This is a genomic window from Paenibacillus sp. EPM92, from assembly GCF_016586185.1.
Classification (GTDB): domain Bacteria; phylum Bacillota; class Bacilli; order Paenibacillales; family NBRC-103111; genus Paenibacillus_G; species Paenibacillus_G validus.
The window spans coordinates 76,190-97,231 of sequence record NZ_BCPS01000067.1 but is presented as its reverse complement, the minus strand read 5'-3'; the positions used below and the strand labels follow the sequence as shown (position 1 = coordinate 97,231).

The following is a 21,042-nucleotide window of genomic DNA, read 5'->3' as shown; positions in this document are numbered from 1 at the left end:
GCGCTTGCTCCGCCGGGCTGCGCCGGGCCGCCTGCGGGCGCGCTTGCGCCAGTCAACTGGCCGCCGGCCTCTTTGACCTGCTGCAACAGTACGCGTACCGCTTCAACTAAGGCGCGCGTCTGCGGAGACAATGCCTTCCCGCCCTGATCTTCCTTCTCAACCGTGCGCGTTAATTGATCCAGCATTTCATGCAGCGGCGGGCCTTGAACAGCTTGTTTTAGAGAAGCTACGGTGTCCGGAGTCAGCGGAAGACCTTTTTGATAAGCGATCACAGCTGTCGGCAACCAGTTTTCCTGCGGAATGTCGGAAGACATCCGGGCCTGCAGCGCCGCAAAAGCCTGGACCGTTTCTTTCGACAATGCAACGCCGGACTGATGCAGCAATTGAAGAAGCTGCCGGTTTTCGGGCGTGTCGCTCATCCCCATCGATTTCAATACTTCCCCCAGCGAACCGTCGGCTATTTGAACCTGCGAGGTCTGCAGCGGCTTCAACACAATTTGACCGCCCTTCGACTCCGGCTGCACCTGCAGCATGGTCACTTCCCCTTGCTTTAACGGCGCTTCCAATTGCGCGCGTACCTGAACCCCGCTAATATTGATCAAGGCGTCCTGGTCCGAGAACGTCTGCAGAACCATCCCTTTCACGACTTGCCCGGCCTTCAGTTCCAAGGACTTCGGCTCTTGAACCTGAGCGTCGCCGATCAAGCCGCGTAACAACCCGCTAATATTCACCGCTGCCCCTCCTTCGTCTCCCTGACCTGCCATGCCAACCATAACGATACTCTCGTATTTGAATTTCTGCGGAATGAACGGATTTTAAAAAATAACGGAATTTCCCATTACGCAACCTATATCCCGATTCACCTATCATAGCTCGGCCATGATCCTAACCGATAAACGGAAGCGCCTTGCTGCTCATGGAACGCCCCATCCGCCTGCGTGCAATCGTTCCGGGCGCGCGCAGCCGCTGCATATGTCTGCTATTTGTTAATGCCTGTCCTAACGACTTCTCCATAACGTTCTGCCAGCTAAACGACAAGCCGGCCTGGGACGCTTCACTTCCTTCGCGCCCCTGCCGGCTTACGGTTCCGGTACTTCTATATATCGGCAGCAGCTGCCTGACATTTCACTAAAACAACACCTGCTGCTCAAATTCGATATTTCTCAAAAACGTTCGTCGGTGCAGCGGCGAAGCGCCGTAAGCGGCAATGCGTTCGCGATGCAGCTTGGTTGCGTACCCTTTATGTATGGCGATACCGTATTCGGGAAACTCCAGGTCCCAGGTTTTACACATCCGGTCTCTTGTCACTTTGGCGATGATCGACGCCGCCGCAATAGATTGACTCAACGCATCCCCATGGATGACGGCAAGCTGTTCGCAAGCGACGTCCACATTCTCCGCGTCGACCAACAGCATGTCCGGCTCCGGCTGCAGCTGCTCCACCGCTTTCTTCATAGCCAGCCGCGCCGCCTGCTTGATGTTGATTCGCTCGATCGTCGCCACGTCGACGACGCCGATGCCGATCGCCAGCGCTTGCTGCCGGATTACGTCAAACAGCGCATCCCGCTTCTTCTCGCTCAGCTTCTTGGAATCGTTCACACCCTCCAGGACAAGCCCTTGCGGCAAAATAACGGCCGCCGCCACCACATCCCCGAACAAGCATCCCCGGCCGACCTCATCGACGCCCGCGATATGCCTTTTCCCTTGTTCCCATAACTTGCGTTCATAGTCCAGCATGACATCCAACCGCACTCTCTCCCTAACTTGTCATGATGTACCATTATAACGCGAACACCGGCTTCTGACCATCCCTGAAACCGGAACTGTACGTACGCTTCTGCAGGCAAACGTCTTGCTCGTATAGGAGCGCGCAGCCTTTCGCAGCATATGGAAAAAGCCCGGCGTTGACTCGAACGCCGGGTTCACTCTTCTATGATTGCGCCGTCGCGCAAGGACTCGGTCTGCTGCGCATGCAGTTATACGCAAGAAAATCGCCGTTCTCGGCGAAGGCTCTCCGTTTGCTTTACCCGTAACGTCATCCCTCTATGCTACTGCGGCTGCTGCTCCTTCAGTTAAGCCTGAACTTCATCCGGCATTTCCAAAGTAATCCGCCCCAGCTTGCCTGCCCGAAGCTCGCGCAGGATGGCCAGAGATGCCTTCTCCAGGTCGACGCGTCCGCCGCTGACAAGCGCTCCGCGTTTCCGGCCGATCGCTTCCATCAAAGCTACAACCGCATCCGTATCGGACGGGTCGGCAGGCACCTCGTTGACGCCGAACCGCTCCCCCACCGCTGCCGGGTAGCGCGCGACCAAATATCGCATCGCGAACAAGGCGATTTCTTCCGGCTGCAAAATTTCTTCTTTGATCGCGCCGGTAGCGGCGAGTCGGAACCCGACTGTCTGATCTTCAAACTTCGGCCATAGAATGCCCGGCGTATCGAGCAGCTCCATCTCCGTACCGACCTTGATCCACTGCTGCCCTTTCGTTACGCCCGGCTTATCCCCCGTCGCCGCCACCTTGCGGCCGGCCATCTTGTTGATCAGCGTCGACTTGCCTACGTTCGGTATGCCGACGATCAGCGCGCGAATCGCGCGCGGATTCATGCCTTTGCGAATCTGCGCCTCGATCTTCGCAGACAGCAGCTGCTTGCTGCGCAGCAAGATCTCACGGGACGGGTTGCCCCCTACGGCGTCGATCGGCAGCGCGGGAAGGCCCTGATCGGCAAAAAATTCAACCCACCTGCGCGTAGCCTCGGGATCGGCCAAATCACTTTTATTTAACAGCACGAGCCGCGGCTTGCTCTGTAAAATCTCATCGATCATCGGATTCCGGCTGGACAGGGGAATGCGCGCATCGAGCAGCTCGATCGCCAGATCGATCAGTTTCAGCTTGTCTTGAATTTGACGCCGCGCCCGCGTCATATGTCCCGGGAACCATTGAATCGTCATGTTATCGTCACCTCGCCTAAGTATACATAAAGCCTGACCCGGTTAATGGATCAGGCTGATTTTATCGAGCGGCCAGTAAATGACATCCGCCCGTCCAATGATATGATCATACGGCACAAAGCCTACGCGGCTGTCCCGGCTGTCCAGGCTGTTCGAACGATTGTCGCCCATCGCGAACAAGCTGTTTTCGGGCACAGTTTGTTCCGCAAAATTGTTCAGTCGGTTATAAGGTACGCCCTTCTTCGCAGCTTCATCCAACGCTTCCTTCAAATAAGCTTCTTCGACCTGCGTGTCGTTGACGTACACTTTGTCGCCCTCTACCCGGACTTTATCGCCCGGTAAGGCGATGACGCGTTTTATGTAGTCTCTGCCGTCGGGAGCGAGGAATACGAGCACTTCGCCGCGTTTCGGCTCACGGAACTTATACAAAATTTTGTTCACGATCATTTTTTCGCCCGTGTAGAAATTCGGCTCCATAGACGGGCCTTCTACGACGAACGGGGAGCAAATAAGCCAGCGTATGATAATCACAAGAGCTGCCGCCAGCAGCAGCGCCTTCGTCCATTCCCAAGCTTCGTTCTTGACCGAATTCGCTTTTTTCACGGATTGTTCCTGTCCCTGCTCCATCGGCGTTCTACCCCTTTGCATCGTGCTGAAAAAATAGAACAGGGGCTTGTCTGAACAAGCCCCCGGTGTTCTTCTTATCGAATTTCTTGAATTCTTGCTGCTTTACCGCGAAGGCCGCGCAGATAGTAGAGCTTCGCGCGACGGACTTTACCACGGCGAGCCACTTCAATCTTGTCGATCTTCGGAGTATGAATCGGGAACGTTCTTTCAACGCCGACACCGTAAGAAATTTTTCTTACCGTGAACGTTTCGCTGATTCCGCCGCCGCGACGTTTAATTACAACGCCTTCGAACAGCTGAATCCGCTCGCGCGAACCCTCGATAACCTTAACATACACTTTCAACGTGTCGCCAGGACGAAAGTTCGGAATGTCGCTGCGAAGCTGTTCCTTCGTAATCTCTTGAATCAAATTCATGGATGACTCCCTCCTTCCACACAGGTGTTCTTGCCGCTTCTTAAGATGCCTGTCTTTTCATTCGTCACGCGCAGAGGACCACCGTACTCGTGGCAAAATGCCACAACGTCAAATATCATAACATAAACTCGTGCATTATTCAATATGAACTTCCGGATTTCTCCTGCTTTTTTGCCTATGTAATTTCGGTCGGACGAGTCCCTCAATCGGCTTCCGTCCGATCACGTTCCGCTTCGAATTCCGCCAGCCACTTGCGATCCTTCGGGGTAAGGTCGGCAGCTGCCAGCAGATCGGGCCGCTTCTTCCAAGTCCGGTACAACGATTGCTTGCGGCGCCACTCGTCAATATGTCCATGATGCCCGGAAATGAGCACATCCGGCACGCTCCAATTGCGGAATGTGGCAGGCCTGGTGTAGTGCGGATACTCCAGCAAACCGGTGCTGAACGAGTCCGTCACCGCTGACATTTCATTACCCAGGACGCCGGGCAGCAGCCGCACGACACTATCGATCACAACCATAGCCGGCAGCTCGCCGCCAGTCAGGACGTAATCGCCGATCGACAGCTCGTCGGTTACCAGATGCTCGCGAATCCGTTCGTCGTAGCCTTCGTAGTGGCCGCAGATGAAGATCAGATGCTTGTCCGCTGACAGCTCCTCCGCTTTCTTTTGCGTAAAAGGCTCGCCCTGCGGGCACATGAGGATGACTCTCGGCTTCGTTTCGTCTTTCGGCGTTATGTCTTCCACCGCGGCGAAGATCGGATCGGGCTTCAGCACCATGCCGCCTCCACCGCCGTACGGGTAATCGTCAACCGTGTTATGCTTGTTGTTCGCGTAATCCCGAAAGTTGACGGTATGGAGCTCTACAAGCCCTTTCTCTCTCGCCTTGCCGAGAATGCTGGAGGTAAACACGCCTTCGAACATCTCCGGAAACAGCGTCAGCACGTCGATCCTCATAGGTCGAGCAAGCCTTCCATTAATCGGGCTGTCACTTTCTTCCCTTCGACATCCACATCCAAAATGACGTCGTCGATGTAAGGAAGCAGAAGCGGTTTGCCCTTCGGACGTTTCACGACCCACACGTCGTTGGCGCCGGGGGATAAAATCTCGGTAATTTCCCCGAGCGTTTCGCCCTCTTCCGTTACCACCGTACAGCCGACGATCTCATGATAATAAAACTCGCCGTCCGGAAGCTCCGACAAGTATTTTTCCTCGACCTTCAGCAGCCAGCCTTTGTACTTCTCCACCTCGTTGATATTCCCGAATCCCCGGAAGCGGATAATGAACATCGTTTTATGCTCCCGGGCCGACTCGACTGTGACAGGCAAGGTCGCCGATGAATTCGGATCGACGAACACCAGCTTGCTGCCAGGGGCGAAGCGTTCGTCCGCAAAATCGGTTTGCGGCACGATTTTCAATTCGCCGCGAATGCCGTGCGTATTGACGATTTTACCGACCGTATACAGCTTTTCGCTCATCGTAATCTCAGGGCCTCCTTAAACAAGAAAAGGGTTAGGAAGCAGCTCCTAACCCTCATCATTTCCATTATGATACGATTTCAACCGAAACACGTTTCGATTCCTTCACTGCAGCAGAAGTGACCACGGTGCGAAGCGCCTTGGCAATGCGTCCTTGCTTTCCGATCACTTTCCCGACATCGTCGGGGTGAACGGAAAGCTCGAACGTAATATTGCGTTCGTCTTCGACCGTATTCACACGTACGTCATCCGGATGATCGACAAGCCTCTTCGCTATTACGAGAATCAGATCTTTCATCGTACCCTCCGAATCTTACAGATTACTTCTGCAGTTTGGATTCGTGAAACTTGGTCATGATACCTGCTTTGCTGAACAGGCTGCGGACCGTATCGGAAGCTTGAGCACCGTTTTGAAGCCATTTCAGTGCTTTTTCCTCGTCAATATTTACAACAGCGGGTTGAGCCACCGGATTGTAAGTACCGATTTCTTCGATGAAGCGACCGTCACGCGGGGAACGGGAATCCGATACCACCACACGGTAGAAAGGAGCTTTGTGAGCGCCCATACGTTTAAGACGAATGCGAGTTGCCATGTTAAAATTCACCTCCCTGATAAGATAAACGGCGTAAAAGCCGCGCGCCTTTCGGCTATTTAGAACGGGAACTTCATCCCGCGGCCTAACTTCTTGAGGTTTTTCATCTGTTTGGCGCCTTTCGGCCCCATCATACTGGAGAACTGCTTCATCATCTTGCGCATATCGTCGAACTGCTTGATGAACCGGTTCACGTCCTGCACGGAATTGCCGCTGCCTGCAGCCAGTCTCTTGCGTCGGCTTGGACTCAGCAAATCCGGATTTTGCCGCTCTTCCTTCGTCATCGACTTCACAATCGCCGCAATTCGCGCCATTTGCTTGTCGTCCACCTTGACGTCCTTCATGCCCTTGAGCTTCCCTGCCCCCGGCAGCATATCCAGGATCTGATCAAGCGGGCCGAGCTTCTTGACTTGTTCCATCTGATCGAGGAAATCGTCGAAGGTGAATTCCGCCTGCCGCAGCTTGCGTTCCATTTCCTTGGCTTTATCCGCGTCGATGCCGGCCTGGGCCTTCTCAATCAGCGTCAGCATGTCGCCCATGCCGAGAATCCGCGAAGCCATCCGCTCCGGATGGAACGGTTCGAGCGCATCCATCTTCTCGCCCATCGCCGCGAATTTGATCGGGCAGCCGGTGACCGCTTTAACGGACAACGCAGCTCCGCCGCGCGTATCGCCGTCGAGCTTCGTCAACACGACACCGGTCAGCTCCAGCTGTTTGTGGAAGCTTTCGGCAACGTTAACCGCATCTTGTCCGGTCATCGCGTCCACGACCAGAAGAATCTCGTCCGGACTAACCGCTTGGGCGATTTGCTTCAGCTCGTCCATCAAGTTCTCGTCGATATGTAAGCGGCCCGCGGTATCGATGATCAAATAATCGTTATGATTGTCTTTCGCATGCTGCAGCGCTTGCCTCGCGATGTCTACCGGGCTCACCTTGTCGCCCAGCGCGAATACCGGAATTTTCAGCTGCTCGCCGAGCACCTGGAGCTGCTTAATCGCAGCCGGCCGGTAAATGTCCGCCGCCGCAAGCAGTGGACGGTGGTTTTGCTGCTGAAGCATCTTCGCCAGCTTCCCCGTCGTCGTCGTCTTACCCGCACCTTGCAAACCGGCCATCATGATCACGGTCGGCGGCTTGTTGGCGCGAGCCAGCTTGCTTTGCGTCCCGCCCATCAGCGCGGTCAGCTCTTTGTTCACGATATCGACGACGACCATGCCCGGCGTAAAGCTTTGCAGCACTTCTTGGCCGATCGCCCGTTCTCTCACTTTGGCGACGAAATCTTTCACGACTTTAAAGTTGACGTCGGCTTCCAGCAGCGCGAGACGAACCTCGCGAAGCGCTTCGTTGACATCGTCTTCGGTCAGCTTTCCTTTGCCTCTCAGCTTGCTGAAGACGCTTTGCAGCCGGTTGGATAATCCTTCGAATGCCATCCGTCGTCACCACCTTTAAGGAGGAATATCCCCCGCGTTTAGTCGAGTGTTTGCAGCCGATCCGCCAGCTCAAGCAGCTGACGCTTCTCATCGTCGGGCAGCGCGTCCGCTAGAGCGGTCATTCGCTCCAATAGCCGTCCGCGCTCCTCATGCTTGACGAGCAGATTCAGCTTCGATTCGTACTCTTCAAGCACGGATTCGGCACGCTTTATATGTTCGTAGACCGCTTGGCGGCTAATATTGAACTCCGTTGCGATTTCCCCGAGCGAATAATCGTCGTGAAAATAATGCTTCATAAACACTTGCTGCTTCTCGGTCAGCAGACGTTCATAAAAATCGAACAGCAGGTTGATCCGATTGGTTTTCTGGAGGACGCTCTCTTCCGACATCCGCGCCTCACCTCCGTTAAGGTAAAACACTTTACAGCAGACAACATCACTTATCATACTGAAACGATCAACAGATGTCAAGCTTTTCTCCTTGTCAGGCTATAAGCGGAAGATGCGCGCCGCACGCCTTGCCCCTGCAGGACACTCAGTCAACTGTTGGATGGCTCCTCAGGCTGATGCCGGGCTCGCGCCGACTGCTCTCCAATTGCAACCAGACTGTTCTCTGCTTTCGGATTGCTCTCCGCCAGCGCCCAAGATATACACACGGACAGGCCCCGGCCCATCCACGGTTTGGTCTCGGCAGCAGGCTTCCGCCTGTTCACTGCTAACTTTGGGACGTCTCTTCCTTCTCCGCTTCCACCCATTTGTTAAACAACGCGTGTACGAACTGATCGGAGTCGAACGGCTGCAGATCGTCCATCTTCTCGCCGAGGCCGACGAATTTCACCGGCAGCTTCAGCTCTTGACGAATCGCCACGACGATACCGCCCTTGGCCGTCCCGTCCAGCTTCGTCAGGACGAGACCGGTTAGCCCGGACTTCTCGTCGAACAGCTTCGCTTGCATCAGCGCGTTCTGACCGGTCGTCGCGTCGAGCACAAGCAGCACTTCGTGCGGCGCATCCGGCACCTCCCGGCGGATGATGCGGAATATTTTATTCAGCTCTTCCATCAGATTCACTTTGTTCTGAAGCCGTCCCGCAGTATCGCACAGCAGCACGTCGACGCCTCGCGACTTGGCCGCTTGCAGCGCATCGAACATGACCGCCGCCGGATCGGACCCGGCCTGCTGCTTGATGACGTCGACGCCGACGCGCCTCCCCCATTCTTCAAGCTGCTCGATCGCACCGGCACGGAACGTGTCGCCCGCGGCAAGCAGCACGTTCTTGCCTTCCGACTTGAGCATATGCGCCATCTTGCCGATCGTCGTCGTCTTGCCGACACCGTTGACGCCGACAAACAGAATGACCGTCAGCCCGCTGGCAGCCATGTTCAATGCGGCGTGCTCTTCCCCCTTCAGCAGGGCGATGATCTTCTCCGACAAAATCGGCTGCAGCTCGCTCGGGCTCTCAATTTTGCGTTTACGCACCTCGGCGCGCAGCTCCTCGATCAGCTTCAGCACCGTATTTACGCCAACGTCCGCCCCGATCAGAATCTCTTCAAGCTCCTCGTAAAACTCCTCGTCGATTTTTTTCCGGCGCGTGAACAAATCCTCGACCCGTTCGACGAACACATCCCGCGTCTTGGCAAGCCCTTCTTTAAACTTGCTCGTCACCGCCTCGGCTTTGGACGAAATGCTTTCCTTCAATCGTTTAAAAAAACTCACGAAACCATCCACCTTTTATGTAAAATAAGCGAATCTTCTTCGGTTATCGGCGTAAATTAAGATACCACAGTTCCGCTATTTCCGCCAAACGTGCCGAAGGAAGCTACCAGGCCGGCAGCCGCACCCGGGAAGGGCGAGCCTGCTAGCCCGGATCAGCCGGCCTCCATAATCGCTTCGTCTTCCTCCAGCCGGACGGACACGAGCTTGGACACGCCGCCTTCCTCCATCGTCACGCCGTACAACACATCGGCTTCCTCCATCGTGCCTTTGCGGTGCGTCACCACGATAAACTGCGTTTGCTGCGAAAACTCGCGCAAATATTCGGCGAAACGAGTGACGTTCGCTTCGTCCAGCGCCGCCTCCACCTCATCGAGCACGCAGAACGGCACAGGCTTGACGCGGATGATCGAGAACAGCAGCGCGATCGCAGTCAGCGCACGCTCGCCGCCGGACAGCAGCTGCAGGTTTTGCAGCTTTTTGCCGGGAGGCTGAGCGACGATTTCGATGCCCGTATCGAGCAGGTTATCCGGCTCGGACAAGATCAGATCCGCGCGGCCGCCGCCGAACAGCTTCGCGAACACAACGACGAAGTGAGAGCGGATCGCGTCGAACGTTGTGCGGAATCGCTTCGCCATTTCTTCGTCCATCTCGCGGATGACCGCATACAGCGCCGTCTTGGCCTCAACCAAGTCGTTCTTCTGCTCCGACAAAAACTGGAACCGTTCATTGACGCGCTGATACTCCTCGATCGCCCCCAAGTTGACATCGCCTAAAATCGAAATTTCGCGTTTCAGGTCGCGCACCTTGTTTTGCGTACCGAGCACGTCCTCCGGCACCGGAAACCGCTCCTTCGCCAGCTCGTAGCTCAATTCGTAGTCCTCGGACAGCTTCTTCAACAAGTTCTCGAGCTCGACATCCAACCGGTTCACCCGAACCTCGGTTTGCCTCAGCTGCTCCTCGACCGCACGCAGCTCGTTGCGCTGCTCCTTCGTCTTGTTCTCCTCCGCTTCCAGCTTGGCCACGCCGCTTGCCCGTTCGGCCCGTTTCATGTCCAGCTGTTCGGCGACCTCTTGCTTCTTCAGCTTTAATTCGTTCAGCTGCTCAATCTGCCGAATCGTCGCCTGATCATGATTGTCCATGTCCGCTTCCAGCTGCCGGAGCGCAGAACGGCATGCTTCCAGCTCGGTCCGGATCGACTCCAGCTCCGCCGACATCCGGCGTTCCTGCTCTTGGAGCGATTGCTTCTCCTGCATTTGGGAGGCGACCTTCACTTTCAGATCGGTCAGCTGCGACTGCAGCTCTTCCTTGGCGAACTCGCTTGCCTTCCGGCGAACTTCCGCATCCCGGATCGCTTGCTGCAGATCGGCCTCCTCCTTCGCAAGACGCTCCAATGCTTCCAGGGCGGCAGCGCGTTTGCGCTCCAGCTCCGTGCGTTCCGCCGAGAGCGACTCATCGTCGGCCCCGTACAGCTCCAGCTGCTCGGCCGCCTGCTTCGCTTCGCTGTCAAGCGGCGCAAGCGATGCGCGAATTTGCTGCTCCTCGATGCGCCGGGTTTCCCCCAGAGCGCGAAGCTCGTCCAGCTCTTTGTTCGCATCGGCGACTTCCTGCCGCATCGCTTCCGATTTCGCACGCAGCTCGCGCAGCTGCGACTGGGAGACGGCGATTTCTTTATCCATCTCCTCGATTTGCCGCTGACGGCTGAGCAAGCTGGTCGTTTTCTTCTGCTGGCTTCCCCCGGTCATCGAACCGCCGGGGTTGACGACGTCCCCCTCCAGCGTGACGACGCGGTAACGGTATTGAACGCGCGCCGCAATGCGGTTCGCCACCTCAAGCGTCTGGGCGACGATCACATTGCCGAGCAAGCTGCCGACGATATGCCGGTACGTCTCCTCAAACTGCACGAGATCGACCGCTATGCCGACGAAGCCGTCCATGCCTTGAATGGCGCGCTGTTCGCTGTCCGGAATGGACCGCCCGCGGATGACATCAAGCGGCAGGAACGTGGCGCGTCCGAGCTGACGGCGCTTCAGGAAGGCGATCGCTTCGCGGCCTTCCGCCTCGCTCTCGACGACGACATGCTGCAGCGCCCCGCCGAGTGCGGTCTCCATCGCCACTTCGACCTGGGCAGGCACTTTCACAAGCTCGGCCACAGCGCCGCGTATCCCGCGAAGATCGCCGCGGCTTTTGGCCTTCAGCACTTCCTTAACCCCGTGCATGAAGCCGTCGTAATCGCTGGCCATTTCGTTCATCGTGTCCCGCCGTGAAATAAGCGCATCCAGCTTTTGCTCCCACTTGCGCACCGTCGCCTGCGTTTCGTCCGAAAGCGTCTGCTTTGCGCGCAGACCTTGGTTCACCTGCAAATAACGGTTACGTACCTCCTCGATGCCGGCGACCGCTTGCGCGAGCCGGAGCTCCAGCTCAGCTTTACGCGCCGCAATGCCGTCCTGCTGCTCCCGCCATTTGCGGTGCTCGTCGCCGAGCCGGCCCATGCGCCGTGACAGCGCCTCCAGCTGCTGCTCCGCATAACGCGCTTCGTTGCGTGCATTCGCCGTTTGGTTCAACAGCTCGAGCAGCTCGGTCTTCAAGCGGTCTTCTTCGGCGCTGCTGATGCCGCCGGCTACGCCGAGCAGCCGGTCCTCCTCGGCCCGCAGCATCCCTTGCGTTTCGGCGAGCCTGTCTGCGACCGCCTGCAGCTTCCCGCGCAGCTCCCCAAGCTCAGCCTGCTTGTCCGCCAAGCGGCCTTCCTGCTGCCTCGCCGTAATTTCCAGCTGCGCTCGGTTCGAAGCGTAGTTCTTCTTCCGCTCCTTCAGCACTTCGCCCTGGCCTTCGCATTTCTCGAACTCCTCACTGATTTGCAGCAAGCTCGCCTGCAGCCCTTCGACGACTTCTTCCAAGCGCCGCAGCTCCCAGCGGTCGGTCTCAAGCTGCGCATCGTGCGCGCTGACGAAACCGGCAAGCTCCAGCTGAGACTGCTTCAACGTCTCCAGCTTCGTGTTCGTATCCGCCCACGTCTCGTAAATCTGTTCGATCTGATACACGTACATGGCGATTTCGCTCGACTTCAGCTCTTCCTTCAATTCCTTGAAGCGAATCGCCTTCTCGGATTGCGTGCGAAGCGGATCCAGCTGATCCTCGAGCTCCGACACCAAATCATGAATCCGAAGCAGGTTTTGCTCGGTTTCCTGCAGCTTTTTCTCCGTTTCCTTCTTCCGCGATTTATATTTGACGATCCCCGAAGCTTCTTCGAAAATACCCCGGCGGTCCTCCGATTTCGTACTTAAAATTTCCTCGATCCGGCCCTGCCCGATAATCGAGTACGCTTCCTTTCCAATCCCGGTATCCATGAACAGCTCGGTGATGTCCTTCAAACGGCACGGCTGTTTATTAATTAAATATTCGCTTTCCCCGCTCCGGTGCACCCGCCGGGTCACGGTCACTTCGTTAAAATCAAGCGGCAGCGATTGACTGGCATTATCCAGCGTCAGCGACACCTCGCCGTAATTGACCGCTTTACGCGCATCGCTTCCGGCAAAAATGACATCCTGCATATTGCCCCCGCGCAGCGATCTCGCACTTTGCTCCCCGAGCACCCAGCGGATGCCGTCGGAGATGTTGCTCTTGCCGCTTCCGTTCGGGCCGACGACCGCCGTAATGCCTTGCACGAACTCCAGTTCGGTGCGGTCGGCGAATGATTTGAAACCCGAAAGCTCAATACGCTTCAAAAACAAATTGGCTCACCTCTTACGGCTATTGTAACACATCCTCAGCGCTTCGTAGATACCCCGATCCCGGTCGGGCCGCAAAAAAGAAACGGCGACCACCGGCCGCCGCTCCTCCTTGCTTTACGATTGCACCGTTCTTACCTTCAAAGCTTCAAGCGCCCCGGCAGCCGCATGCTGCTCCGCTTCTTTCTTGGAGCGCCCCGCCCCTTGCCCGAGCATCCGATCGTGCAGAAACACTTCGGCGATAAACACCCGCTCGTGCGCCGGTCCGCGTTCGTCCACGATTCTGTACTCAAGCGGACCGAGATTGTGCTGCTGCGTATGCTCCTGCAGCAAGGTTTTGTAATCGGCCGTCAATAACCGCCCCTGCTCCGGCAGGTAAGGAAACATATGCCGCTGCAAAAACATGCGCACCACCTCGAGTCCCTGGTCCAGATACAGCGCCCCGATGAACGATTCGAACACGTCCGCCAAAAGCGCAGGCCGGGTGCGTCCCCCAGTCAGCTCTTCGCCTTTGCCTAGCAGCACATAAGAACCGAATTGGAGCTGCTCGGCAAAACCGACGAGCGAAGGTTCGCAAACGATTGAAGCTCTCAGCTTCGTCAATTCTCCTTCTGTCCGGTCCGGGTATTTCTCATATAAATATTCGGATACCGTAAGTTCCAACACCGCGTCTCCCAAAAATTCAATGCGCTCATTGTCCTTATGATGACCCATGCGGTGCTCGTTCACGTAGGACGAATGCGTAAACGCCTGCCTTAGCAGGTCCGGATTCCCAAACGGGATGGACAGCTCCGATTGCAACTGTTTTAAATTACGATGCATGTCGTATCACCTTCGTATAGGCTATTGGTTATGAGGCTGGGCGCCTAATGCGTAACTTCCGCCAAGCTCGCCCAGCCCCATTAAACATCGTGCAGGATCAAATTCTGGTGAGGCAAGTTACGCCTCGTATTTTTTCAAAATGATGGTGGCGTTGTGGCCGCCGAAGCCGAACGAGTTGGACATCACGATGCCGAGATCCGCCGGACGCGCCGTGTTCGGCACGTAATCCAGATCGCATTCCGGATCTTGATTGTCGAGGTTGATCGTCGGTGGAATGATGCTGTTCTTCAACGCGAGCGCGCAGATCAGCGCTTCGACACCGCCGGCCGCCCCAAGCAGATGACCCGTCATCGATTTGGTCGAGCTGACCGCCAGCTTGTAGGCATGGTCGCCGAACGCTTTCTTGATCGCGGTCGTTTCAGACCTGTCCCCGACCGGGGTCGACGTGCCGTGCGCATTGATGTAATCGATCGCTTCAAATGGAATATCGGCGTCCTTGACCGCTTTCACCATGCAGCGGGCCGCGCCGTCCGGATCCGGATCGGTCATATGGTACGCATCGCCGCTCATCCCGTATCCGATCACTTCGCCGTAAATACGGGCGCCGCGCTTCTGCGCATGCTCCAGCGACTCCAGAATCAAAATCCCGGCCCCTTCCCCCATCACGAAGCCGTCGCGGCCTGTATCGAACGGCCGGCTCGCCTTCTCCGGCTCGTCGTTGCGGGTAGACATGGCGCGCAGCGCACAGAAGCCGGCCACGCCCGTCGGACTGATCGTCGCTTCCGCGCCGCCGCAAATCATCACATCGGCATCGCCGTGCTGGATCGTTTTGTAGGCGTCGCCGATCGAGTGCGTTCCCGTTGCGCAAGCCGTAACCGCCGTGCTGTTCGGGCCTTTTGCACCGGTGATCATCGAAATTTGGCCCGATGCCATGTTCGCGATCATCATCGGAATGAAGAACGGACTGACGCGCTTCGGTCCTTTTTCAAGCAAAATCTTGTGCTGCTCTTCCCATGTCGACAAACCGCCGATTCCCGAGCCGACATACACCCCGACGCGTTCGGGATCGGTTTGCTCGCGAACGTCGAGCTGCGCGTCCTTCAACGCATTCAGCGTCGCCGCAACGGCGAACTGAACAAAACGGTCCATGCGGCGCGCTTCTTTCTTATCCACATATTCTTCAACAACGAAGTCTTTAATTTCTGCAGCAATCCGTGTAGGGTACTCGCTTACATCGAACGATTCGATGGTGCTGACCCCGGATTTCCCCGCAAGCAAATTCGACCAGAACGTTTCCACTTCGCGGCCGAGCGCGGACATAACACCAAGACCGGTTATCACGACTCTTTGCTTCACTATAAACCCACCTCTATGAATATGGTTGCACCGAGACCGGCATCGTCCGATTCTCGTTGTCACCAGAATTAGTAGCCAATTACGTCAAACAGGAGAGCGCTTATATACCGGGCTTCGCTCCTCGTTAGGCGGAGATGGAGATAAGTCCCGTCGCTTAACAGTAACGGGACTTATACGTCTTACGTATGAGATTTTATGTACTCAACTACTTGACCTACAGTAGCGATTTTCTCTGCGTCTTCGTCAGAGATTTCCATATCAAACTCATCTTCCAATTCCATAACCAACTCCACTACATCGAGAGAATCGGCACCTAAATCATCTTTAAACGATGCTTCCAAGGTCACTTCCGCCTCATCAACGCCAAGACGGTCAACGACGATTCGCTTTACGCGATCTATTACGTCGGACATCCGGTTCACCTCCTCTTTGGTATTATACTTAACTTATGGACAAATTGCCATAGCCAGCCCCAATCGCAGTTAAAAAAACACGAGGACTTCCGTTTTCGACGCATATCGCCCGAAATCGGGCGTTTACGACCGAATACCTTTGCTCATTGTTGCCGTGGCGTCCGTTACATATACATGCCGCCGTCGACGTGTATCGTTTGGCCGGTCATGTAAGACGCATCGTCGGACGCCAGGAACCGCACCGCTTTCGCGATATCTTCCGGCTTCCCGAGACGGGCGAGCGGAATTTGCTGAAGCAAGCCGGAGCGCAGTTCTTCGGACAGCTTGTCGGTCATGTCGGTCTCGATAAAGCCCGGAGCAACACAGTTGACCGTTATGCCGCGGGAGGACAACTCCTTCGCCGTCGCCTTCGTCATCCCGATGACGCCGGCTTTGGCCGCCACGTAATTCGCCTGTCCCGCGTTGCCGAGCGCGCCGACGACCGACGAAATGTTGATGATGCGGCCGGAACGCTGTTTCATCATCGGACGCGTCGCCGCTTTCACACAATTAAACACGCCTTTAAGGTTCGTTTCGATCACCTGGTCGAACTCTTCCTCTTTCATGCGCATGATCAAATTGTCGCGCGTAATGCCGGCGTTGTTGACCAGAATGTCGATGCGGCCGAACGTCTCCAGCACTTGCTTGAACATCTCGTCCACTTCCTGCGAAGAACCGACATTCGCCCGCACCTTGAACGAACGGCGTCCGAGAGCCTCGATCAGCGCGACTGTCTCCGCCGCCGCCGCTTCGCTGCCCGCATAATTGACGACGACATCGGCGCCCGCTTCGGCAAGCGTAACCGCGATGGCGCGGCCGATCCCGCGCGATGCGCCCGTCACGAGCGCCACTTTTCCCGTAAGCATACGTTATCCCTCCCAGATTCGCGTTCCGGCAGATAACTTCGCGCGGAACTCCGATCCTAAGCAACCCCAACCCTTGGGGTCACACGGATTCGATTTGAAATTTCTCGAGCGCTTCCAAGCTGTTGATCGAATGCACCGTAACGCTGCGGTCGATTTTTTTGATCAGCCCCGCCAGCACGCTGCCGCTGCCGAATTCGACGAACGTATCCACGCCTTCGGCGATCAACCAGACTACGCTGTCTTCCCACAGGACGGAGCTGTATACTTGCTCCACGAGCAGGCTGCGGATTTCCGCCGGATCCTGTACCGGCCGGGCGTTGACGTTAGCGACAACGGGAATTGCAGCGCGCGCCATCTCGATGCCGGACAACACCCCGGCCAGCTTCTCCGAAGCCGGACGCATCATGGAAGAGTGGAACGGACCGCTCACTTCAAGCGGAATAACCCGTTTGGCGCCCGCCTCTTTGCCCCGCTCGCCGACGGCCTGAACGCCCGCCACACTGCCGGATACGACAATTTGGCCGGGGCAGTTCAAGTTCGCCAGTTCAACGATGCCAGCTTCGCCGCTGATTGACGCGCACAGCGACTTCAGCGCTTCGCGGTCCGCGCCGAGAACGGCCGCCATGGCCCCTTGTCCGCTCGGCACGGCGGCTTCCATGAACTCCCCGCGCGCCCGCACGGTGCGCACCGCATCGGCGAAGCTCATAACGCCCGCCGCCACCAGCGCCGAGTATTCGCCCAGACTGTGGCCGGCGACATAATCCGGCTTCAAGCCGTAGCGCGCCTGGAAGCGTTCCAGGTAGGCGATACTCGTCGTCAAGAGCGCCGGCTGCGTGTTGTACGTCGCCTTCAGCTCGGCCTCCGGTCCTTCCAGGATAATGCGGCTTAACGCCATACCAAGCGCTTCATCCGCAGCCTCATATACGCGTTTCGCCTCCGGGTCGGCTTCGACGATGTCTTTGCCCATGCCGACCGCCTGCGCCCCTTGTCCCGGAAACACAAATGCCAATTTCCCCATCAGAAAGCCTCCTTCAACGATTGACCCCTTACGATCGCGTTGTTACCAAATCAGCACGGATGCGCCCCAAGTCAAACCGCCGCCGAACCCGACAAGCACGACGCAGTCGCCTTCCCGGACCCGTCCCGCTTCCACGGCTTCCGCCAAAGCCACCGGGATCGAGGCTGCTGACATGTTGCCGTATTTATCCAAGTTGATCATGCACTTGTCTTCGCTGAGCTCCAGACGCTGCAGCGACGATTGAATAATCCGGATGTTCGCTTGATGCGGAACGAGCAGATCGATGTCGCTCTTCTCCAGACCCGCTTTGCGAAGCGCTTCTTCCGCCGCACCACCCATAATGCGAACGGCGAATTTGAACACTTCCGCTCCGGCCATATAGATGAAATGATCTTTGCCTTGAAGCGTCTCCGGCGTTGCCGGACAGCGTGAGCCCCCGGCGGCTACCCTCAGCAGCGGACCGCCGGTGCCGTCGGCGCCCAGCTCGAACGATTTGAAACCGCGTCCTTCCGGCACTTGGCCGAGCACGACCGCGCCTGCCCCGTCCCCGAACAAAATGCAGGTGTTGCGGTCCGTGTAATCCGTAATCCTGGACAAGCATTCCGCTCCCACGACAAGCACATTCTTGTACACGCCGGTCGCTATAAAGTTCGAGCCGGTCGCGAGACCGTATATAAAACCGGAGCAGGCCGCGGACAGGTCGAACGCAGCCGCCTTCTTGGCGCCCAGCTTCTCCTGCAAAATGCAGGAGGTGGACGGAAAAGACATGTCCGGCGTCACCGTCGCCACGATAATCAAGTCGAGATTCTCGGCGCTCACGCCCGCATTGCGCAGGGCGATGAGCGCCGCCTCGTACGCCAAATCCGACGTTGCTTGCTCACTCGACGCGAGTCGGCGTTCGCGGATGCCCGTCCGGGAGACGATCCATTCATCGTTCGTTTCCACCATTTGTTCCAGCTCCTGATTGGTTAACACCCGTTCAGGCACATATTTACCCGTACCGATGATGCCGACAGGCAATAAACTCATCTTAGGTCACTCGCTTCCGTTACTGATTTCCACCCGTATACTGCTGACCAGTTCGTTCGAAACCGCAATGCGCGCTTGGCGCACGGCATTCTTGATGGCGAGCGCGTTGGAAGAGCCGTGGCTTTTCAGCACGAGCCCGTCCACGCCGAGCAGAGGCGCCGCCCCGTGCTCGTTGTAGTCCATCTTTTTCCGGAACTGCCCGATTCCCTTCTTCACGACAGCTGCGGCCAATTTCGTATACCACGTGCGCGTGAATTCCGTTTTGAGCACGGAAAAAATGACCGAAGCCGCTCCTTCCAGCGATTTCAGCATAATGTTGCCGGCGAAGCCGTCGCAGACGATCACGTCGCATGGCTTCTTCAAGATGTCGCGCGACTCGATGTTGCCGACGAATCGAACCGGCGCCTGTTCCAGCAGCGGGTACGCCGCTTTCGTAAGTTCATTGCCTTTCATCGCTTCGGTACCGACGTTAAGCAAGCCTACACGCGGCTCCTTCAGGCCATGTACCTTGCTGCGATAGATGCTGCCCATAATCGCATATTGCACAAGCTGTTCGGGCGTCGCGTCCATATTCGCGCCCAAGTCCAGCGCAAGCACCCCTTCGCCGTCCAGCGACGGCAGCATCGGAGCGAGCGCCGGACGCTCAATCCCTTTAATCCGGCCGACCACGAGCAGCCCCGTCGTCATCAGCGCGCCGGTATTGCCGGCCGAGATCATCGCGTCGACCTCGCGGTCTTTTACCATACGCCCGGCGATTACCATCGAAGCGTCCTTCTTGCGCCGGACGGCTTTCACCGGTTCGTCTTCGGCTTCGATGATTTCCGAGGCATGACGGACCTCCACATTCGCCGGCTTCCTGCCTTGAAGCAGCGGTTCGATTCGGGCGCTGTCGCCCACGAGCACGACGGTCGTATCGGACCATTCCGCAGCCGCCAGCAGCGCGCCTTCCACTTGCGCCGCAGGGGCGTGGTCCCCTCCCATCGCGTCAATCGCTATCCGCATGCAGTTCTCCTCCTTCGGAGCGGTCTTTGCTCGCGTGATAAATAATAAAATTGCCTTGGAACACCACTTCGTCGCCAACGTAAGTAAACACTTCCACCTTAGCTTTGCCTTTGGAGATGGAACGTACATATGCTTTGGCAATACATTTTTCGGAAAGGCGAACCGGGCGGACGAACCTGATGTCCGCGGCCGCCGTCAATGCGACCTGATCGTTAATGAGCGCCACGGCAAGCGAATTGGCTTGCGAGAAGATGTGGTGGCCCCGCGCGATTTTCGTTCGCGAGAACACATGCTCCTCTTTAATTTCAAACATCGATATCCCGCTCTTGTCGAGCTGCAAGTCGATGACGTCCCCGATCACCTCGTGAAGCGGCAGCGAACGCACTTGGTCGTAAGACTGCTCGGCCATCAGCTTCATCCGCTCGCGCAGCTCCGGAATCCCGAGCTCGAGCCGATCCAGACGAATCGTCTGAATGCTGACCTGAAACAGCCGAGTCAACTCCTCGTCGGTGATGAAAGGATTTTGTTCAATAGCTTTCGCCAGTTGCTGCTGGCGTTGTCTTTTGGGAAGGCGTTCGATCGCGAGCACCACCTTATGATCCAATCTACGTATATCCTATGATTTACACTATATCTTATGACCAAGTCATAAAGAAAAGTATACTGGATTCGGCAAGAAAAGGGAAGCGAGGACAGGCAAAAAAAATAGCACCCAACCTTGGCGGCGGATACTATCTCTTTGTGTGTGTATGAAATTACTGGTTGATGATCTCTCTGTTCTTATACGTGCCGCAAGATTTGCAAACGCGGTGAGCCAACTTCAATTCGCCGCAATTGTCACATTTCACCATACCCGGTACTTCCAATTTAAAGTGAGTCCGACGCTTGTCACGGCGTGTTTTGGACGTTCTCCTTTGAGGTACTGCCATATTTCCCACCTCCTTCAACGAATTCACGCGTTCGGCGCCCCGGAGCTACTCGTCCTTGAAAAAGTCCGCCAGCCCGGCCAATCGCGGATCAACCTTCTCCTGCTTGCAGCCGCATTCGCGTTCGTTGCGATCCGTACCGCAAACGGGACACAAGCCCTTGCAATCTTCTTTACATAACGGAATGAACGGAAGCGACAGCATGACTGCTTCCGCCAAATAAGGCTTCAGTTCAATGCGATCTCCGGTTACGTAGAGAACGTCGTCGTCTTCCTCGTCCTCGTCGCTCTCTTCATCGATCGCCTTCTCTTCACCCTTCACGAACGATTCATGAAAAGGGACCGTCACATGCTGCGCCACCGGAGCCAAGCATCTCGAGCACGATTGCTCGACGTCGATCTCGAGTTCTCCGTCAACTTCAGCCGCGCCTTCGACATCACGCGCTTCGAGCCGAACCTGAAGCGGTCCGTATCCGAGCAAGCTTCCCGTCTTGGGCAGGTTGTCGGTGAGATCCTCTTGACCTTCCAGCCGGATCGAGCCTTTGGTCGCCAATTCCTTCAGTTGTATAAACATGGGCATCACTCCAAACAAACAAAGATTATTATATCGACTCGCTTCACCTTTTGTCAACATTTTCAGTTCATGC

22 protein-coding genes and 1 pseudogene are annotated in these 21,042 nt (G+C 56.6%); all 23 read right to left on the bottom strand.

Annotated elements, in window-relative coordinates:
• A pseudogene (locus JMF85_RS15050) lies at window positions 1-731 on the bottom strand (hypothetical protein); the annotation flags it as partial.
• 397 nt (window positions 732-1,128) lie between these two features.
• Window positions 1,129-1,752, bottom strand: a complete 624-nt coding sequence (locus JMF85_RS15045) for a ribonuclease HII (protein WP_305781545.1) — start codon at window positions 1,750-1,752, stop codon at window positions 1,129-1,131.
• A 320-nt stretch (window positions 1,753-2,072) separates the two neighbouring features.
• Window positions 2,073-2,948: a ribosome biogenesis GTPase YlqF gene (gene ylqF, locus JMF85_RS15040; RefSeq protein WP_127604582.1), complete on the bottom strand. Its 876-nt coding sequence runs from the start codon at window positions 2,946-2,948 to the stop codon at window positions 2,073-2,075.
• Window positions 2,949-2,990: 42 nt separating this feature from the next.
• Window positions 2,991-3,575 (bottom strand): signal peptidase I, encoded by a 585-nt coding sequence (lepB, locus tag JMF85_RS15035; protein ID WP_230876013.1) that lies wholly within the window; start codon window positions 3,573-3,575, stop codon window positions 2,991-2,993.
• A 74-nt stretch (window positions 3,576-3,649) separates the two neighbouring features.
• Window positions 3,650-3,991, bottom strand: coding sequence for a 50S ribosomal protein L19 (gene rplS / locus JMF85_RS15030; protein ID WP_054800300.1), 342 nt, complete (start codon window positions 3,989-3,991; stop codon window positions 3,650-3,652).
• A gap of 202 nt (window positions 3,992-4,193) precedes the next feature.
• A complete protein-coding gene (trmD, locus tag JMF85_RS15025) occupies window positions 4,194-4,946 on the bottom strand; it encodes a tRNA (guanosine(37)-N1)-methyltransferase TrmD (protein ID WP_054800298.1) in 753 nt (250 codons plus the stop codon).
• On the bottom strand, window positions 4,943-5,467 hold the full coding sequence (gene rimM, locus JMF85_RS15020) for a ribosome maturation factor RimM (protein ID WP_201318456.1): 525 nt from the start codon (window positions 5,465-5,467) through the stop codon (window positions 4,943-4,945). Before rimM ends, trmD begins: the two co-directional genes overlap by 4 nt.
• A 67-nt stretch (window positions 5,468-5,534) precedes the next feature.
• Window positions 5,535-5,765, bottom strand: coding sequence for a KH domain-containing protein (locus tag JMF85_RS15015; RefSeq protein WP_054800297.1), 231 nt, complete (start codon window positions 5,763-5,765; stop codon window positions 5,535-5,537).
• 22 nt (window positions 5,766-5,787) lie between these two features.
• Window positions 5,788-6,060: a 30S ribosomal protein S16 gene (rpsP, locus tag JMF85_RS15010; protein WP_054798473.1), complete on the bottom strand. Its 273-nt coding sequence runs from the start codon at window positions 6,058-6,060 to the stop codon at window positions 5,788-5,790.
• A 59-nt stretch (window positions 6,061-6,119) separates the two neighbouring features.
• Window positions 6,120-7,487 carry a signal recognition particle protein gene (gene ffh, locus JMF85_RS15005; RefSeq protein ID WP_054800296.1) on the bottom strand — a complete coding sequence of 456 codons (1,368 nt, stop codon included), beginning with the start codon at window positions 7,485-7,487 and terminating at the stop codon, window positions 6,120-6,122.
• Between the two features lie 38 nt (window positions 7,488-7,525).
• Entirely contained in the window at window positions 7,526-7,876 is a 351-nt protein-coding gene (locus JMF85_RS15000; protein WP_054798472.1) for a putative DNA-binding protein, read from the bottom strand.
• 325 nt (window positions 7,877-8,201) lie between these two features.
• Window positions 8,202-9,200, bottom strand: coding sequence for a signal recognition particle-docking protein FtsY (gene ftsY, locus JMF85_RS14995; RefSeq protein ID WP_127604588.1), 999 nt, complete (start codon window positions 9,198-9,200; stop codon window positions 8,202-8,204).
• 152 nt (window positions 9,201-9,352) lie between these two features.
• The gene (gene smc / locus JMF85_RS14990; RefSeq protein ID WP_155614354.1) at window positions 9,353-12,928 is read right to left on the bottom strand and encodes a chromosome segregation protein SMC; all 3,576 of its coding nucleotides are present in this window, start codon (window positions 12,926-12,928) and stop codon (window positions 9,353-9,355) included.
• A 114-nt stretch (window positions 12,929-13,042) separates the two neighbouring features.
• Window positions 13,043-13,747, bottom strand: coding sequence for a ribonuclease III (rnc, locus tag JMF85_RS14985; RefSeq protein WP_127604592.1), 705 nt, complete (start codon window positions 13,745-13,747; stop codon window positions 13,043-13,045).
• 117 nt (window positions 13,748-13,864) lie between these two features.
• A complete protein-coding gene (fabF, locus tag JMF85_RS14980) occupies window positions 13,865-15,103 on the bottom strand; it encodes a beta-ketoacyl-ACP synthase II (RefSeq protein WP_127604594.1) in 1,239 nt (412 codons plus the stop codon).
• Between the two features lie 179 nt (window positions 15,104-15,282).
• Entirely contained in the window at window positions 15,283-15,516 is a 234-nt protein-coding gene (acpP, locus tag JMF85_RS14975; RefSeq protein ID WP_054798549.1) for an acyl carrier protein, read from the bottom strand.
• Between the two features lie 164 nt (window positions 15,517-15,680).
• The gene (gene fabG / locus JMF85_RS14970; protein ID WP_054798548.1) at window positions 15,681-16,421 is read right to left on the bottom strand and encodes a 3-oxoacyl-[acyl-carrier-protein] reductase; all 741 of its coding nucleotides are present in this window, start codon (window positions 16,419-16,421) and stop codon (window positions 15,681-15,683) included.
• A 79-nt stretch (window positions 16,422-16,500) separates the two neighbouring features.
• Window positions 16,501-17,439 (bottom strand): ACP S-malonyltransferase, encoded by a 939-nt coding sequence (fabD, locus tag JMF85_RS14965; RefSeq protein WP_127604596.1) that lies wholly within the window; start codon window positions 17,437-17,439, stop codon window positions 16,501-16,503.
• A gap of 42 nt (window positions 17,440-17,481) precedes the next feature.
• Entirely contained in the window at window positions 17,482-18,468 is a 987-nt protein-coding gene (locus tag JMF85_RS14960; RefSeq protein WP_127604598.1) for a beta-ketoacyl-ACP synthase III, read from the bottom strand.
• Between the two features lie 6 nt (window positions 18,469-18,474).
• Window positions 18,475-19,470, bottom strand: coding sequence for a phosphate acyltransferase PlsX (plsX, locus tag JMF85_RS14955; RefSeq protein ID WP_127604600.1), 996 nt, complete (start codon window positions 19,468-19,470; stop codon window positions 18,475-18,477).
• Window positions 19,454-20,062, bottom strand: coding sequence for a transcription factor FapR (gene fapR, locus JMF85_RS14950; protein ID WP_054798551.1), 609 nt, complete (start codon window positions 20,060-20,062; stop codon window positions 19,454-19,456). Before fapR ends, plsX begins: the two co-directional genes overlap by 17 nt.
• 163 nt (window positions 20,063-20,225) lie before the next feature.
• A complete protein-coding gene (rpmF, locus tag JMF85_RS14945) occupies window positions 20,226-20,399 on the bottom strand; it encodes a 50S ribosomal protein L32 (RefSeq protein WP_127604602.1) in 174 nt (57 codons plus the stop codon).
• A gap of 45 nt (window positions 20,400-20,444) precedes the next feature.
• Entirely contained in the window at window positions 20,445-20,969 is a 525-nt protein-coding gene (locus tag JMF85_RS14940; protein WP_201318455.1) for a YceD family protein, read from the bottom strand.
• Window positions 20,970-21,042 lie beyond the last annotated feature (73 nt).